Annotated in this window: 18 protein-coding genes; 12 read left to right on the top strand and 6 right to left on the bottom strand. The window is 71.8% G+C overall.

The features are described from left to right. Positions 1 to 104: 104 nt before the first annotated feature. Positions 105 to 836 (bottom strand): FadR/GntR family transcriptional regulator, encoded by a 732-nt coding sequence (locus tag ACLBWP_RS06680; protein WP_447654580.1) that lies wholly within the window; start codon positions 834 to 836, stop codon positions 105 to 107. An 86-nt stretch (positions 837 to 922) separates the two neighbouring features. Here ACLBWP_RS06680 and ACLBWP_RS06675 point away from each other — a divergent pair, with 86 nt between their 5' ends. The 5 genes from ACLBWP_RS06675 (at position 923) to aqpZ (ending at position 5,695) form a co-directional block, all read left to right on the top strand. After that, positions 923 to 1,825: a proline iminopeptidase-family hydrolase gene (locus ACLBWP_RS06675; protein ID WP_447654579.1), complete on the top strand. Its 903-nt coding sequence runs from the start codon at positions 923 to 925 to the stop codon at positions 1,823 to 1,825. Positions 1,826 to 1,936: 111 nt separating this feature from the next. Further along, positions 1,937 to 3,328 carry an APC family permease gene (locus ACLBWP_RS06670; RefSeq protein ID WP_447654578.1) on the top strand — a complete coding sequence of 464 codons (1,392 nt, stop codon included), beginning with the start codon at positions 1,937 to 1,939 and terminating at the stop codon, positions 3,326 to 3,328. Further along, positions 3,325 to 4,254, top strand: coding sequence for an acetamidase/formamidase family protein (locus tag ACLBWP_RS06665; RefSeq protein ID WP_447654577.1), 930 nt, complete (start codon positions 3,325 to 3,327; stop codon positions 4,252 to 4,254). Before ACLBWP_RS06670 ends, ACLBWP_RS06665 begins: the two co-directional genes overlap by 4 nt. A 188-nt stretch (positions 4,255 to 4,442) precedes the next feature. Next, entirely contained in the window at positions 4,443 to 4,907 is a 465-nt protein-coding gene (locus ACLBWP_RS06660; protein ID WP_447654576.1) for an Asp23/Gls24 family envelope stress response protein, read from the top strand. Beyond that, positions 4,904 to 5,695, top strand: a complete 792-nt coding sequence (gene aqpZ, locus ACLBWP_RS06655; protein WP_447654575.1) for an aquaporin Z — start codon at positions 4,904 to 4,906, stop codon at positions 5,693 to 5,695. Before ACLBWP_RS06660 ends, aqpZ begins: the two co-directional genes overlap by 4 nt. A gap of 105 nt (positions 5,696 to 5,800) precedes the next feature. Here the strand turns inward: aqpZ and ACLBWP_RS06650 are convergent, their stop codons facing one another. The 4 genes from ACLBWP_RS06650 to ACLBWP_RS06635 all read right to left on the bottom strand — a co-directional run bounded on the left by ACLBWP_RS06650 (position 5,801) and on the right by ACLBWP_RS06635 (position 6,954). Beyond that, a complete protein-coding gene (locus ACLBWP_RS06650; RefSeq protein ID WP_447654574.1) occupies positions 5,801 to 6,394 on the bottom strand; it encodes a TetR/AcrR family transcriptional regulator in 594 nt (197 codons plus the stop codon). 65 nt (positions 6,395 to 6,459) lie between these two features. Continuing rightward, positions 6,460 to 6,618, bottom strand: coding sequence for a hypothetical protein (locus ACLBWP_RS06645; protein ID WP_243563144.1), 159 nt, complete (start codon positions 6,616 to 6,618; stop codon positions 6,460 to 6,462). Further along, on the bottom strand, positions 6,611 to 6,736 hold the full coding sequence (locus ACLBWP_RS06640; RefSeq protein WP_279396958.1) for a hypothetical protein: 126 nt from the start codon (positions 6,734 to 6,736) through the stop codon (positions 6,611 to 6,613). Before ACLBWP_RS06640 ends, ACLBWP_RS06645 begins: the two co-directional genes overlap by 8 nt. Further along, positions 6,733 to 6,954 carry a hypothetical protein gene (locus tag ACLBWP_RS06635; RefSeq protein WP_243563143.1) on the bottom strand — a complete coding sequence of 74 codons (222 nt, stop codon included), beginning with the start codon at positions 6,952 to 6,954 and terminating at the stop codon, positions 6,733 to 6,735. Before ACLBWP_RS06635 ends, ACLBWP_RS06640 begins: the two co-directional genes overlap by 4 nt. Positions 6,955 to 7,209: 255 nt before the next feature. Between ACLBWP_RS06635 and ACLBWP_RS06630 the strand changes: the two genes are divergently transcribed. Continuing rightward, positions 7,210 to 8,157: a helix-turn-helix transcriptional regulator gene (locus ACLBWP_RS06630; protein WP_447654573.1), complete on the top strand. Its 948-nt coding sequence runs from the start codon at positions 7,210 to 7,212 to the stop codon at positions 8,155 to 8,157. A gap of 15 nt (positions 8,158 to 8,172) precedes the next feature. On the opposite strand, the gene ACLBWP_RS06625 is transcribed toward ACLBWP_RS06630, so the two are convergent. Then, the gene (locus ACLBWP_RS06625; protein WP_447654572.1) at positions 8,173 to 9,405 is read right to left on the bottom strand and encodes an FAD-dependent monooxygenase; all 1,233 of its coding nucleotides are present in this window, start codon (positions 9,403 to 9,405) and stop codon (positions 8,173 to 8,175) included. 38 nt (positions 9,406 to 9,443) lie between these two features. On the opposite strand from ACLBWP_RS06625, the gene ACLBWP_RS06620 reads away from it, so the two are divergent. The 6 genes from ACLBWP_RS06620 (at position 9,444) to ACLBWP_RS06595 (ending at position 15,161) form a co-directional block, all read left to right on the top strand. After that, the gene (locus tag ACLBWP_RS06620; protein ID WP_447654571.1) at positions 9,444 to 9,950 is read left to right on the top strand and encodes a MarR family winged helix-turn-helix transcriptional regulator; all 507 of its coding nucleotides are present in this window, start codon (positions 9,444 to 9,446) and stop codon (positions 9,948 to 9,950) included. Between the two features lie 39 nt (positions 9,951 to 9,989). Then, positions 9,990 to 10,748, top strand: a complete 759-nt coding sequence (locus ACLBWP_RS06615; RefSeq protein WP_447654570.1) for an SGNH/GDSL hydrolase family protein — start codon at positions 9,990 to 9,992, stop codon at positions 10,746 to 10,748. 71 nt (positions 10,749 to 10,819) lie between these two features. Beyond that, entirely contained in the window at positions 10,820 to 11,563 is a 744-nt protein-coding gene (locus ACLBWP_RS06610) for an ABC transporter ATP-binding protein (protein ID WP_447654569.1), read from the top strand. After that, complete coding sequence (locus ACLBWP_RS06605) at positions 11,560 to 12,993, top strand: FtsX-like permease family protein (protein WP_447654568.1); 1,434 nt, start codon at positions 11,560 to 11,562, stop codon at positions 12,991 to 12,993. The genes ACLBWP_RS06610 and ACLBWP_RS06605 overlap by 4 nt, the downstream gene beginning before the upstream one ends. Positions 12,994 to 13,005: 12 nt before the next feature. Next, a complete protein-coding gene (locus ACLBWP_RS06600) occupies positions 13,006 to 14,442 on the top strand; it encodes an FtsX-like permease family protein (protein WP_447654567.1) in 1,437 nt (478 codons plus the stop codon). A 146-nt stretch (positions 14,443 to 14,588) separates the two neighbouring features. After that, positions 14,589 to 15,161 (top strand): VOC family protein, encoded by a 573-nt coding sequence (locus ACLBWP_RS06595; RefSeq protein ID WP_243563135.1) that lies wholly within the window; start codon positions 14,589 to 14,591, stop codon positions 15,159 to 15,161. Positions 15,162 to 15,219: the final 58 nt, after the last annotated feature.

The following is a 15,219-nucleotide window of genomic DNA, read 5'->3' as shown; positions in this document are numbered from 1 at the left end:
GGGACTCGCCCCGGCGGACAGTTTTCGGCGTCCGTATGCCGGAAACTGTCCGCCTGGCCGAGTCTCGGCAGCGGGCGGCGGGCAGCACGCACGGCGCAGCGCTGCTAGCCCTGCGGCACCTGCCCGGCCCGGAGCATCGCGCGCTCCAGCAACTCGACGTCGATCCCGACGTGCCGACGCGCGATCACGCCCGCCTCGGCCGCCCGCCCGTCGCACACGGCGTCGACGAGTTCCTCGTGCTCGCGCAGCGCACGCTGCTCCATGTCGGCCATGCCGTCGACCGTCCCCCACAGGTGCGCCGGCGCTGCGATCGAGATCTGCGACTCCAACGTGGCGAGCGCCGTGCGCAGGGCGTCGTTGCGCGCCGCGTCGATGATCGCCCGGTGCAGCAACGCGTCGGCCTGCTGCTTCTCGAGCCCGGACGCCGCATCACGGAACGAGGCCAGGTGCGCCCGGATGGTCCCGGCGTCCACCGCCGTCGCACGCTCGGCTGCGGCCGTCGCCAGGGCCCCGTGCAGCAACGCGATCGCGTCGGCGGTGTCCTGGATGCCGGCCCACCGCGCCAGCAGCACGCGGCCGACCGCCTGGGACGACGAGTCGGGCCACTGCGTCCGCACGAAGGTCCCGCCGCCGCGACCCCGGCGGGTCTCGAGCAGTCCGCGGTCGACCAGCCGCGCGAGTGCCCCGCGCACGGTGACGCGTGCGACGCCCAGCAGCGCCGCGAGTTCCCGCTCCGGGGGCAGCCCGGCGCCGGGCAGGTACTCGCCCACGGCGACGGCGGTGACCAGCCGGTCCTCGACCTCGTCGACCCGCGTCTCGGTCCCTCGATCGGACACCCGCACCCGCCTTCCCCTGTTACGGCCAGGTTAAAGCAGGTGAAAAGGTCTTGCCTGGGACCTTTTCCGGGTCCATGCTGACCCGCATGCCCAGCACCACCGAAGCGACCATGCCCTTCCAGGACGGCGAGACCTGGTACCGGATCACCGAGCCCGACGTCCCCACGCCCGGCGCCCTGCCCCTGGTCGTCCTGCACGGCGGCCCCGGGATGGCGCACGACTACCTGCGCAACCTGGCGGCCCTGGCCGACGAGACGGGCCGCACCGTCATCCACCACGACCAGTTCGGCTGCGGCCGGTCGAGTCACCGCCCGGACGCGCCGACGGACTTCTGGACCCCGCAGCTGTTCGTCGACGAGTACACCGCGCTCGCGGCCCACCTGGGGCTCGGGGACCACCACGTGCTCGGACAGTCGTGGGGCGGCATGCTCGGCGCCGAGATCGCGGTGCGTCAGCCCGCACACCTGCGCAGCCTGGCGATCTGCAACTCCCCCGCGTCGATGCAGCTCTGGGTCGACGGGGCCGCCGAGCTCCGCGCGCAGCTGCCCGCCGACGTGCAGGACGCCCTGACCCGGCACGAGGACGCCGGCACCACCGACGACCCGGAGTACCTGGCCGCGACGCAGGTCTTCTACGAGCGCCACGTGTGCCGTGTCGTCCCGATGCCGCAGGACTTCGTCGACTCGGAGACCCAGATGGAGGCCGAGCCGACGGTCTACCACACCATGAACGGCCCCAACGAGTTCCACGTCATCGGCACGATGCGGGACTGGACGGTCATCGACCGGCTCGACGCCGTCACGGTCCCCACCCTGGTGGTCGCCGGCGAGCACGACGAGGCCACCCCCGCCACGTGGGCGCCCTTCGTCGAGCGCATCGCCGACGTGCGCCAGCACGTCTTCGCCGGCGCGAGCCACTGCTCGCACCTGGAACAGCCGGCGGAGTTCCGCCGGGTCGTCGCGGCCTTCCTGGCCGCGCACGACGACTGAGCCGACCACCCCACCGGCCTGGAGGCCCCTGCCGGACCCCGCCACGAGCCTCCCGTCCGTCCCGTCCCACCCCCACCCCAGCACCGTCCCTCCCACGAAACGGAACCCGACATGTCGCAGCAGCACACCGAGCTCTCCGCGCAGCAGCAGCTCGAGGCGTACGGCTACAAACAGGAGCTCAAGCGCTCCGTCTCCACCACCGACCTGCTGATCTACGGGCTGGTCTTCATGGTGCCGATCGCCCCGTGGGCGATCTTCGGCACCGTCTACAACGCGTCCTCGGGGATGGTGCCGCTGGTCTACCTGGTCGGCCTCGTCGCGATGATCTTCACCGCGCTGGCCTACGCGCAGATGGCGAAGTCGATCCCGTTGGCCGGCAGCGTGTTCTCGTACGTCGGCCGGGGCATCCACCCCACCGCGGGCTTCTTCGCCGGCTGGGCGATCCTGCTCGACTACCTGCTCGTCCCGACGCTGCTGTACGTGTTCGCGGCCGAGAGCATGGTCGGGATCTTCCCGGGCACCCCGCGGTGGCTGTGGGCGCTGGTGTTCGTGGCGATCAACACCGTGATCAACCTGCTCGGGGTGTCCTCGCTCAAGCTGGCGAACCGCATCTTCCTGCTCATCGAGCTCGTCTTCGTGGTGGTCTTCGTCGTCATCGCCGTCACGGCCCTGACCGGCGGCACCGTCCCGGACGCGTCGTTCAGCACCGACCAGGTCTGGGACCCGGCCAAGGTGTCCGCGCCGCTCATCGCCTCGGCCCTGTCGATCGCCGTGCTGAGCTTCCTGGGCTTCGACGGCATCTCGACCCTGTCCGAGGAGTCGACCGGACGCCGCGGCGGTGCGGGCACGGCGATGATCCTGGCGCTCGTGATCGTGGCGTTCCTGTTCGTCGTGCAGACCTGGCTGGCCAGCGCCCTGGCCGGCGGCCGCGCGTCGTTCTCGGACAGCGAGGCCGGCAACGCGTTCTTCACCATCGTGCAGCAGGCGTCCTCGAGCGGGTGGGCGACGGCCTTCTTCGCCGTCAACGTGCTGGCCGTCGGCATCGCGAACGCCATGGCCGCGCAGGCCGCCACCAGCCGGCTGCTCTTCTCGATGAGCCGTGACCGCCAGCTGCCAGCCTTCCTGCACCGGCTGAACGGGCGGAAGGTCCCGCAGAACGCGATCATCGTCGTGTCGGTGCTGTCGGCGGTCCTCGTGCTGTTCTTCGTCGGCCAGATCGACACGATCTCGTCCCTGGTCAACTTCGGCGCCCTGTTCGGGTTCATGCTGCTGCACGTGTCCGTGTTCGTGCACCACATCGTCAAGGGCCGCTCGCGCAACTGGCTGCTGCACCTGGTCGTGCCGCTCATCGGGTTCCTGATCATCGGGTACGTGCTGCTCAACGCCGCGGTCGAGGCCAAGGTCGGCGGCATCATCTGGTTGGTCGTCGGTGCCGGCGTGTTCCTGTACTACCGCCGCACCGGCCGGTCCACCGAGGTCGGCGCCGAGGGAGACGTCGCATGACCCCCGACCACTTCCTGCCGAACACGCTCGGCCGGCCGGGCTTCGCCGCCGATCGCCGGCCCGTGCTGCGCGTGACGCCCGGCACCGGCGAGACGATCGGCTTCGAGACGACCGACGCGGTCTACGCCGAACTCGACGAGCACCACGACATGGCGCAGCTGCGGGCGCCGATCAACCCGGTCACCGGCCCCGTGTCCGTCGAGGGGGCCGAACCGGGCGACACCCTGCTGGTGACGATCCACGCGATCGAGCTCACCACCCACGGCTGGTCCGTGTCGCTGCCGGGGTCGGGCGCGCTGCAGCACCGGATGGGCGACGAGGTGTTCGCGCGCCGCTGCCCGATCGAGGACGGGTTCGTGCACGTCACCGACCGCCACGCCTTCCCCGTGCGTCCGATGATCGGGTGCATCGGGACCGCTCCGGCCGCAGGCGAGAACTCGACGATCATGCCGGCGTACCCGGAGGGCGGCAACATGGACGTCACCGAGGCCCGCCCCGGCTCGACGGTGTCGCTGCCGGTCCGGGTCCCCGGTGCGCTGCTGTCCATCGGGGACATCCACGCGCTCATGGCGGAGGGCGAGTCGTCCTTCGTCGCGATCGAGGCCCAGGGCACCGCCATCGTCTCCGTCGACCTGGTCAAGGGCGGTCCGACGCTCCGGGCGCCGCGCATCGAGACCGAGGACGCCTGGCTGTTCGTCGGGCTCGGCGACCCCGTGCAGGAGAGCGTCCGTCGCGGGTACGAGGACGCCTTCGCGTTCCTGGTCGACGAGCACGGGTGGAGCGCCGAGGACGCGTACGCGGTGCTCAGCGCCGTCGGTGACTCGAAGCTCGGCGGCCCCACGGGATCGGTCGCACCCGACCCGCTGCACCCGTTCGCCGCGGTCGGGTCGGTGACGCTGCACCGGGTCCCGAAGGCCGTGCTCTGACCCGCAACGCGCCAGCCGGTTCCCGCGGACGCGTGCGCCATCGGGGGACAACGGCGGCCGATCCGGCGCGCTTCTCTGGGAGAACCCTCGAAGAGTCCACGACCGTGTGACTTCCGTCGACCTCGCCCCGTCTCCCTCGTGAACAGCAACCGCTGGGAACGCCCGGCGGATCAACGAGAGGAAACGACATGGCTGACACCACGACCACCACCCCGAGCACCGCCGCTGCCACGCGCAGCGGCCAGCACGCCGGCTCGAACGGCGTCGCCGGAGCGACCCACATCGACGAGACCGTCGTCGAGAAGGTCGCCGGCATCGCCGCCCGCGAGGTCAACGGCGTGCACGGCCTCGGCTCCGGCGCAGCCCGTGCCATCGGCGCCATCCGCGACGCCATCGGCCAGCACGACCACGGCCAGGGCGTCAAGGTCGAGGTCGGCGAGAAGCAGGTCGCCGCGGACATCACCATCGTCGCCGAGTACCCCGTCGCGCTGCAGCAGGTCGCCGACGGTGTCCGCAGCTCGGTGACGCGTGCGCTCCAGCAGATCGTCGGCATGGAGGTCGCCGAGGTCAACGTCACCATCCAGGACGTCTACATCCCGGGTGACGACGACGACGACGACAACGACGACAAGCAGGAGTCGCGCGTCGAATGAGCCCGCGCAACGAACCCGTCAGCGAGTCCACCTCCGAGCAGCGGCGTGAGGACGCCGCCGACTGGAGCCCACTCGCCCGGTACCTGTCCGAGTTCTTCGGCACGTTCCTGCTCGTCCTGGGCGGCGTGGGCACGGCGCTCTTCGCCGCGAACTTCCCGAGCGATGCGAACAACTCCTCCGGTGTCGGGTTCCTCGGCGTCGCGCTGGCGTTCGGCCTGACCGTCATGGCCGGCATCGCCGCCGTCGGGCACATCTCCGGCGGCCACTTCAACCCGGCGGTCACCCTGGGGCTGCTCGCCGCAGGTCGCACCGACGCCAAGCACGTCCCCGGCTACCTGGTCTCCCAGGTCCTGGGTGGCCTGGCCGGCACGAGCGTCATCGCCATCGTGCTGTCCGGCAAGCGCGGGGCCTTCGCGGCCGCGCAGGACGCCGGCTTCGCGTCGAACGGCTTCGGCGCCCACAGCCCCGGTGGCTACGGCCTGGGTGCGGTGTTCCTGACCGAGGCCGTCCTGACCGGCGTCTTCGTCGCGGTGATCCTCTCGGTGACCGCGAAGCGCGAGTACCAGGCGCTGGCGCCGATCGGCATCGGGCTGACGCTGACCCTGATCCACCTGGTCAGCATCCCGATCAGCAACACGTCGGTGAACCCGGCCCGTTCGATTGCGAGCGCGGTCTACGGCGGCGCTGCTCCCCTGGAGCAGCTCTGGGTGTTCATCGTCGCGCCGATCATCGGCGGCGTCGTCGCCGGTGCGATCGTGCGGCTGGCCCGCCGGCGCGAGCTGGCGTGACCACCGGTCGCGCGCCCTCCTGATCCGGGCGCGCGACCACACGACGAACGGGAGGCCCGGTGCCAGCTGGCACCGGGCCTCCCGTTCGTCATGTGCGTGTGTGGGTCAGAACGCGGACCGCTCCTCGAAGACCGACATCAGCATCGCGGCACCCAGGCGCGCGGACCGGGCCGGCTTCGCCGAGCCCTGCACCGCGGACTCGACCCGGGCGCCCTCGACCAGCAGCGACAGCGTCTCGGCGATGTGGGCGGGCAGGTCGGCACGGGCGCACAGCAGCGCCAGGTGGTGTTCGACGTCGCGGAAGTGCTCCGCCGCCAGGTCGGCGATCACCGGGTCCTGACGACCGAGCTCGGCGTGGCCGTTGATGAACGCACAGCCCCGCCAGCCCTCGTCGGCGAAGCACTCCTCGAGGTAGCTGAAGATGCCGAGGATCTCGTCACGGGGGTCGTCCGACGCCTCGGCGATGTGTGCCAGCGCGCGACGCCAGGCCCCGTGCCACCGTCGCAGGACCGCGACGACGAGCAGCTGCTTGGTCGGGTACGCCGCGCGCAGTTCCTCGACGCTCAGCCCCGCACGGGTCGCGATGTCCGCCATGGTGACGGGCACGACACCGTGCTCGGTGAACAGCTCGTCCGCCGCCTTCGACGCAGTGCGTTGCGTGCTGGTCTCGGGAGCGGGAGGTGTCAGCGTGAGGGTCATGGTGGCGGGTGCCTGGTCCTGGTTGCTCGAGCTGCGGGCGGTGGTGGTGGACTGCCTGCCGGGGGTCACCCGGTGAAGAAGTCGGCGTAGGTCGGTTCCGCGGGCACGCCGTGGCCCACGCGTGAGCGGACGATCGCCTCGAGGTCGGCGGGTGGGGTCAGTCCCCGGCGACGCCACTCGGCCGGGTCGCGGCGGAGCTGGTCGAGCGCGATGCGGTCAGGCATCGAAGGGCTCCTGCTCGGCGAGCAGCGCGGCCATGTCGATCGGCTGCGTCAGCGTCTCGTCGTACGACCGGACGGTCGGGACGCGCGGCGGGGTGCTGGTGCTCGGCGTGGCGCTCATGCGGACAGGCCCAGCACGACGGCGGCCGAGGCCAGGACGGTGACCGAGACGATGCCGCTGCTGACGGCGGCGACCTGCAGTGCGCGGTGGCGATGCGCGTCGCGGACCTCGCTGAAGGTGCCGCGGTGGTGCGCGCGTCGTGCCCTGATCGCGACCGCGTCGAACGCGGCCTTGGGCCCTGCGGCGGACTCGATCGGTGCTGCGGTCACGGTGCTCATGGTCCTCTTCCTGGTCGTCGCGGCGGATGCCGTCAGTGTCGATCTGAACCTACGAGTCGGTCCCAGGGGTGTCCGGCCGGGCGCAGGACGCCTCGGATCGCGGACGTCCCGGGGTGCCGGGCAGCCGGATTGTGGACATCGCTCCGTGCCGGTCGGAACGTCCGCGATGCGAGAGCGCTCAGGCGAGCCACGCTTCCCGGACATCGGGCGTGCCGATCGAGGTCGGGTCCGGCACAGTCAGACGCACGATGCCCCATGACTGACGACCGCACGCTGGTGCACGACGACACCCGGTCGGACGACATCGAGCAGGCCCGTGACTTCCTGGTCGGCGCGTACGACGCCGACGAGTGGCGCGCCGAGACCACCGCGCAGCCGTTCGGGTTCCGCTACTCGGCCGTGGGCGACTCCGCGATGACCCTGCGGGCGATCCGGTTCGACGGACACCTGGAGGGCGTCATGGTGCCGACGACGGACTTCGTCGTGCAGTGGGTCACCCGCGGCACGGGGTCGATCGGCGACGGCGACACCCGGATCGTCAGCGAGGTGGGACGTCCCCAGCTCTGGCCGCAGCACGGTGCGACCTTCACCTACCGGGACTACGACCAGCGACTGGTGCAGGTCAACCGGTCCGCGCTCGAGGAACTCGCCGGCGAACGCGGGGTCCAGGCCGGTCAGGTGCACCTCGACCACACCATCCGGCCCGACGACCGCGCGATGGCGATCTGGAAGAACACCGTCGCGCTGATCTCGCACACGGTCATGGACCGGCAGGCGTCGCCGCTGCTGCAGGCCGAGATGGGACGACTCGGTGCCCTGGCCCTGCTCGAGCTGTACCCACTCGTGACCTCGTCACTGCCCGGCGACCTGCTGCTCCCCCGGAACGCCCACATCCGTCGCGCGGTCGAGTACGTGCACGAGCACGCGCACCGACCGATCACCAGCACCGACCTGGCCGAGGTCGCCGCGCTGAGCCTGCGCGCACTGCAGCAGGCCTTCCAGCGACAGCTCGGCGTGAGCCCGAACGGCTACATCCGCCAGGTGCGGCTCGACCGGGTCCGTGATGCCCTGCGGCAGGGCGACCCGGCGACCACGAGCATCGCCGACGTCGCCCGCGCATGGGGGTTCGCACACGCCGGCCGGTTCTCGGCGGCCTACCTGGAACGGCACGGCGAGTACCCGCGCGCGACCCTGCGCCGCTGACCCCCGCCCCCAGCGTCACCCCACGTGGGAGTGGATCTCCGGAAGCGGGACGTCCGTGTCGGCCACCTGGGTGAACCGGGCGGCCACGGGCCGGAGGGCCGGCGACAACAGCACCTTGTCGGCGAGTCCGCGGACGGCCAGGCCCAGGCGCGTCCGCGGGAAGGCGAACCGGACGATGCCCTTCGGGATGCCCTGGATCTGGTCGACCAGCGGACGCATCCACCGCTCGAACCCCCCGAACGCCGCGTCGAGGTCCAGGCGACTGGGGACGTCGGTGCCGCGCGACGACAGTGCTGCGGCCAGGACGTAGCCCCCGGTCAGCGCGAGCGAGGCGCCCCCGCCGCCCATCGGCGTCACGCACCACGCTGCGTCACCCACGACGACCGTCCTGCCACGGTGCCAGCGGCGCATCCGGATCTGGGTGAGGTCGTCGACGTACACGTCGTCCGACGCCGCGAAGCCGTCGAGCACGCGAGCGGTCTCCCATCCGGCGCCGGCGTAGCGGTCGCGGAGCACCGGCAGGGCCTCGTCGCGCGCGGCACCGGCCAGGCCCTCGCCGCTGGTGAACGCCAGGATCGCCCGCGTGGTGCCGTAGGGGTCCGGACGCAGGTGGACCTGCCGACCGCCGACGGCGTTGTGCCACCGCCACCGGTCGTCGTCCGAGGGGGTGCGCGGGATCGTCCCGAAGGCCATCGTCACACCGAGCCGTCGCGGATCGACGTCGTCCGCCTGGTCGAAGACGAGGTCACGGGTCCGGGACCGCACGCCCTCGGCGATGACGAACAGGTCGGCGTGCAGGACCCGGCCCGACGTGGTCGTCAGGGTCACCCGATCGGTGCCGTCGTCTCCCGCGGGGTCGTCGACGTCGTCGATGGTCTCGCCGTAGACGAACGCGACTCCGGCGGGCAGGTCCTCGAGGACCACGCGCGCGAAGTCGCCACGCAGGACCTCGAGCTCCGCGGTCGCACCGTCCGGTCCGTCGGACGGCAGCTCGCTGGTGACCCGTCCGTGGGCGTCCACCAGGACGGTGCCGGTCTCGGTGGTGTTCCTGCTGCGGATCGCCTCCGTCAGGCCCATGCGGTCGAGGACCTCCCGGGCGACCCCGCGGACGTCGACGTTCTGGCCACCGTCACGGAAGGCCGGCGCTCGCTCGACGACGGTCACGTCCCATCCGATGTGTCGGAGCCACCAGGCGGTGGACAGACCTGCGATGCTCGCTCCGGAGATCACTGCGTGTGGTGTTGTCATGCTTTACAGTAAAGCGACTTTGCAGCAAAGGAACCTGGATGCCCGAGATCGACCCCCTGACCCACCCCTGGGCCGAGGACCAGGTCGCCGTCATGCACGGCCTGCGGGACTGGGCGGTGACCTTCGCCGAGCTGAACCACCACCTGTCGTCCTGGATCGGCCTGCCGGTGTCCGACGCCAACGCGCTCGGACAGGTCATCTGGGCCGAGGTCGCCGGTGCGCCCATGTCCCCCGCTGCCCTGTCGCGGCGGATCGGGATGACGAGCGGCGCCACCTCGATCCTGCTCGACCGACTCGAGCGCGCCGGACACGTCGAACGACACCGCGAGAGTGCCGACCGCCGACGCATCACCCTCCGCGCGACAGCGTCGGCGCACGCCGAGAGTCAGCGGTTCCTGGCCTTCGCCGGCGCGGAGATCGCCACGACCGTGCTGGCCACCCCGCCGCAGGACCTGCGTGTGGTCATCGACTTCCTCACGCGGATGCGCAGCGCGGCCGCGGCGGCCAACGACCGTCTGGTCGAGCGCCGGACCACCACGGACTGAACGACCATCCTGCACAGCCGCGTGCACGATGATGGTGCGATGGACACCATCCGGTACGTCGCGATCGGCGACAGCTTCTCCGAGGGCCTGGGCGACGACGGCGACGTGCCGTTCCCGGGCTGGACGGGCCGGCTCGCGAGCGGTCTGGCGCGGATGCACCCAGGTCCGGTCGAGTACGCCAACCTCGCCGTCCGCGGTCGCCTGCTGGCCGGCGTGCTCGAGGGGCAGCTCGGCGCGGCGCTCGCACTCGACCCGGCACCGACGCTCATCACGTTCTGCGGTGGCGGGAACGACATGCTCCGCCCGCGGTACGCGGTGCAGCCGCTCATCGACCTGCTCGAGGACGCCGCGGACGCCGTCGCCGCTCGGGGCATCCGGCTGGCACTGCTCAGCCCCGCGGACCCGAGTGCCGGACTCCCCCTCGGGTCGCTCATCAACAGCCGTGGCAATGCGTGGGCCGAGGCCGTCGGCGAGCTCGCATCACGACGGGACCTGCCGTTCGTGGACGTGTCCCGCGACCCGCACCTGGGGCGGGGCGAGTTCTGGTCGGCGGACCGGCTGCACATGAACCCCGTCGGACACCAGCGTGTGGCCGACCTGGCCCTGAACGCCATCGCCGACGGACCGCTCGCGACCGAGCCCGTCGTCCCCGCACTCCCACGACGCCGGCTGCGCACCGAGCTGCGCTACTACCGCGAGCACGTCGCACCGTGGCTCGGGCGGCGCATCACCCGGCGATCCTCCGGCGACGGTCGATCCGCGACGTACCCGGCGTGGGTGCCGGTACCGCCAGCCTGACCGCGACGCACAGCAGTTTGTGAAATTCCACATGTCAGACTCATGGCTTCTGTCCTCGACCAGGAGCGCCCATGCCTGCCATCCTCGACGCCACGAGCGTCCACAAGTCCTTCCCCGGACTCTCCGACCCCACCCCGGTGGAGATCCTCCGCGACATCTCCCTCTCCATCGAGCAGGGCGAGTTCGTCAGCATCGTCGGGCCGTCCGGCTCCGGCAAGTCCACCCTGCTGACCTGTCTGGCCGGCCTCGAACCACTCACCAGCGGCACGGTGCGGATCGCCGGCAGTGACATCGGCCGTCTGAACCGCTCCGCGCTCGCCAAGCTGCGGCGCGAGCAGCTCGGGTTCGTGTTCCAGTCCTACAACCTCATCCCCTCGCTCTCGGCCCGCGAGAACGTCGCGCTGCCCGCCCGCCTTGCCCGTGGCCACGTGCGCTCGGCGCAGATCGACGCGGCCCTGCAGGCCGTCGGACTGCTCGACCGCCAGCACAACCGCCCGAGTGCGCTGTCCGGCGGTCAGCAGCAGCGCGTCGCCATCGCTCGCGTCCTGGCGATGCAGCCCGGTCTCGTCTTCGCCGACGAACCCACGGGCGCGCTGGACACGATCAGCGGTGACGCCGTGCTGCAGCTGCTGCGCTCGCAGACCGACCACGGCCGGTCGGTCGTCATGGTCACCCACGACCTGGACGCCGCCGCCCTGGCCGATCGTGTGCTCGTCATGCGCGACGGTGCCGTCCACCAGGAGCTCACGCACCCGACCGCCGACGCCGTGTTCCGCGCCGTGCACGATCGCCCCGCGGGTCAGGCCGCAGCATGATCCGCCTGACCCTGGCGGGCATGCTCGCCCAGCGGCGCATCTGGATCGGCACGCTCATCGTCGCCGTGGCGACCGGCCTGGCGCTCAGCCTCGCCGCCACCGTCATCCACACCGGCATCCACATCGGCTCGCTGGACGCCGTCGCGCTCGTCCGCGAATCAGGGCTGCACGGCGTCCCGGCCGACGCCATCGACCAGGTTGCCGACGCGATCCAGTACTTCTTCGTGTTCTTCGGCAGCGTGATCGTCCTGTTCTCCGGGGTGTGCGCGATGGTCGTCGTCGCGACGACCACCAACCTCGCCGTGGACCTGCAGCGTCGTGAGTACGCGCTCTGGCAGCTCGCCGGTGTCTCCCCCACGCGCATCGCCGCGATCGTCCGTGGTCAGGTCGCCCTGGTCAGCCTGGTCGGCGCCGCCGTCGGCGCACTCGTCGGCTTCGCCGTCGCACCGCGCGTCTTCACGGCGGGGTTCGACGCGGCTTCCGGACTCCCACCCGTCGCGCCACTGTACGACCCGCTCGACGCGGTGCTCACCACCCTGGTCGTCGTCGTCATCGCCGTGCTCGGCGCACTCCGCGCATCGGGCCGCGCCGGTCGGGTCCAGGCGATCGAGGCACTTCGTGGTCCCGGTCGCGCCGCCGGACGGATGACCATCATCCGGTGGATCCTGGCCGCCCTGCTGCTGCTGGCAACGGTGTCGAACAGCCTGTCGATCGGTGACCTGCAGCTCGACCAGGCCGCCGTCCCCTCGGCGATGTTCCCCCTGACGGCGGCGGTCACGCTCGTCGCCCTCGCGCCACTCGTCACGCCGCCGCTGCTGCGGCTGTGGACGTCGATCGTCCCCGCGCGACTGTCGTCCTCGTGGTTCCTCGCCCGCAACACCGCAGAGTACGATCTCACGCGCAGCACCAGCACCGTGACCGTCATGATGATCGCGATCGCGCTGCCCGGCGGACTGGCAGCGGCCAACGCGGTCTTCACCAGCACCGGAGCCACTCCGGACACGCCAGACGCCTCCCAGAGCATCATCATCGGCGACCAGACCCTGCTGCTGCTGGTCGGCGGAGCGCTCGTGATCGCCCTGGCCGGTGTCGCGGCGAACGTGTACATGGCCAGCAGCGTGCGCGACCGCGAGCACGCGCTGGTCCGGTCCGCCGGCAGCACCCCCGGCGGCGTCCTGCTGTCCGCCGTGTTCGAGGGCGTCATCCTCGCCGGCACCGCGCTCGTGCAGGCAGCCGTCGTGCTGCTGGTCACCGGTTTCGGCCTGGCCGCCAGCCTGGCCGCGCACAACCCGTCGGTCCGCCCCGACTTCGGCGTGCCACCGGCCGCCGGCGTGTTCGGTGCCGCGCTGGTGCTGGTCATCCTGGCCACGGTGGTACCGACGCTGCTCGCGCTCCGCCAGCGCCTCGTCCCGATGCTCGCGGCAGCCTGAGGAGGGACCGACGTGATCCGCCTGACCCTGGCCAGCATGGCCACCCACCGCCGCATCTGGATCGGCGCCCTGCTCGTCGCGATCGTCGCGAGTGCGGCGCTGAGTCTGGCCGCCGGTGTCGTCCAGACCGGCGTGGACATGCTCGCACTCGACCCCGCCGACCTGGTCCGGAGTTCCGGCCTGACCGAGCTGCCGCCCGGCTTCGACCAGGCACAGGCAGCGCAGCTGTTCTTCGCCGCGTACGCCAGCCTGGGCGCGGGCGTCGTGGTGGTCACGTCGGTCGCGGTCGTGTCCGTCGTCAACACCGTCACCAACCTGACCGTCGAGCTACAGCGTCGCGAGTACGCGCTGTGGCAGCTGGCGGGGGTGTCCCCGCGCCGGATCACGGCCGTCGTCCAGCTGCAGATCGCGCTCGTGTCCGCGGTCGGCGGGCTCGTCGGCGGGTTCTCGGGGTTCCTGTTCGTCGGGCCGGTGCTCGACTGGGCACTCGGGTCCGCGTCGGGTCTGCCGCGGATCCCGGTGGTGTACACCGCCGTCGATGCGCTCTGCTGCGTCGCGGTCGTCGTCCTGCTCGCGTCGTTCGGCGCACGCCGGTCGACGCGGGCGGCCGGCCGGGTGCTCGCCATCGAGGCCCTGCGCGGCCCGTCACGGTCGGCCACCCGGATGACGGCGACCCGCTGGGTGCTCGCGGTCGCGGCCCTGGCGGTCGCCGTCCTCGGCATCGGTTCGAGTGGGTCCGTCCCGCTCGGCGACGCCGGCTCGAACGCGATGTACGGCGCACTCGCAGCGGTCGTCGTGGTCGTCGCCGTCGCACCGGTCCTCACGCCGCTCGTCCTCCGGTCCTGGACCGCGCTGGTGCCACCGCGCCGCTCGGCGTCCTGGTACCTGGCGCGCAACACCGTCCGGTACGACCTGACCCGCAGCACCAGCACCGTGACCGTCATGGTGATCGCGATCGCCCTGCCGGCCGTGCTCACCGCGGTCGACACGGTGACCGGCAGCGCATCGGCCGCCGGTGCCGGGGATGCTCCGGCGTCAGGTGGCGCGCTCGGCCTGCAGGCGCTCGTCCTGCTGGTCGGCGGCGCCATCGCCACCGCTCTCGGCGGCGCCACGGCGAGCGTGTCCATGTCGAGCAGCGTGCGTGACCGTGAGCACGCGCTCATCCGCTCGGCCGGGGGCACGCACGGCGGGGTCGTGCTGACGGCGTTGTCCGAGGCGGTCGTGCTGACCGGGACCGCCCTGATCGAGGCCGTCGCGGTCGTCCTGGTCGTCGGGGCCGGACTGACGACCGTGCTCGCGACGGGGCACCCGCTCGTCCGACCGGACTTCGGCATCCCGGTGCTGTCGGTGATGTGTCTGACCGCGTTCGTGCTGGTGGCGCTCGCGACCGTCGTCCCGACCGTGCTCGCGCTGCGGCAACGCCTGGTTCCCCTGCTCGCCGCCGACTGACGGGCGCGCTGTACGCCTGCTCAGTGAGTGGTGATCACGCAGGATCACGACGGTTCCCCGCACGGCGCACCGACTCCCGTTGCCGCTCGGCGGACCAGGCGGTCTACTCGTCGAGTCCACCACAGCCGACGTCCGGGGAGACGGCCATGACGACCACTGCACCGCGCGCACCATCCACCGCCGCGTCCGCCGCAGCCGTCCCCACCGGGACGATCCGAGGCATCGACCACATCGGGCTCACCGTGCCCGACATCGACACCGCGACCGACTTCTTCGTCCGCGGGTTCGACGCCGTCGTCCTGTACGACCGCTTCCTGCGCAGCGAACCGGTCCGCAGGACACGCGACGTGCAGCAGCGTCTGGGCATCCCGCACACGATGGCCCAGGGGGCGCTGCGGATGCTCGCGCTGCCGAACGGTCCCGGGCTCGAGCTGTTCGAGTACCACGGGCGCGGCCAGCGTGGTGCCGCCCGACCGAGCGACCTCGGTTGGCAGCACGTCGCCTTCTACGTGGACGACCTCGACGCGGCACTCGCCCGGGTCGAGTCCGTGGGTGGCCGGCGCTACGCCGAGCCCCGTGACCTGGGCGGGAACGAGAGCGGCTGCGGCAACCGCTTCGTCTACGTCGGCACGCCGTGGGGCTCGACGCTCGAACTCATCACCTACCCGACGATGCAGGCCGGCGAGCTCGCCGCCCCGCGTCCGAAGTGGCGGGTCTGAGGCGTTCCGAGCAAGCTCGAAGCGATGTTCCAGCGCCGTTCGAGGAACCGGATCCGCG

Source organism: Microbacterium sp. M1A1_1b, assembly GCF_053345565.1.
Note: the sequence above shows the minus strand (reverse complement) of the source record. Positions and strands in the feature narration are given on the sequence as shown.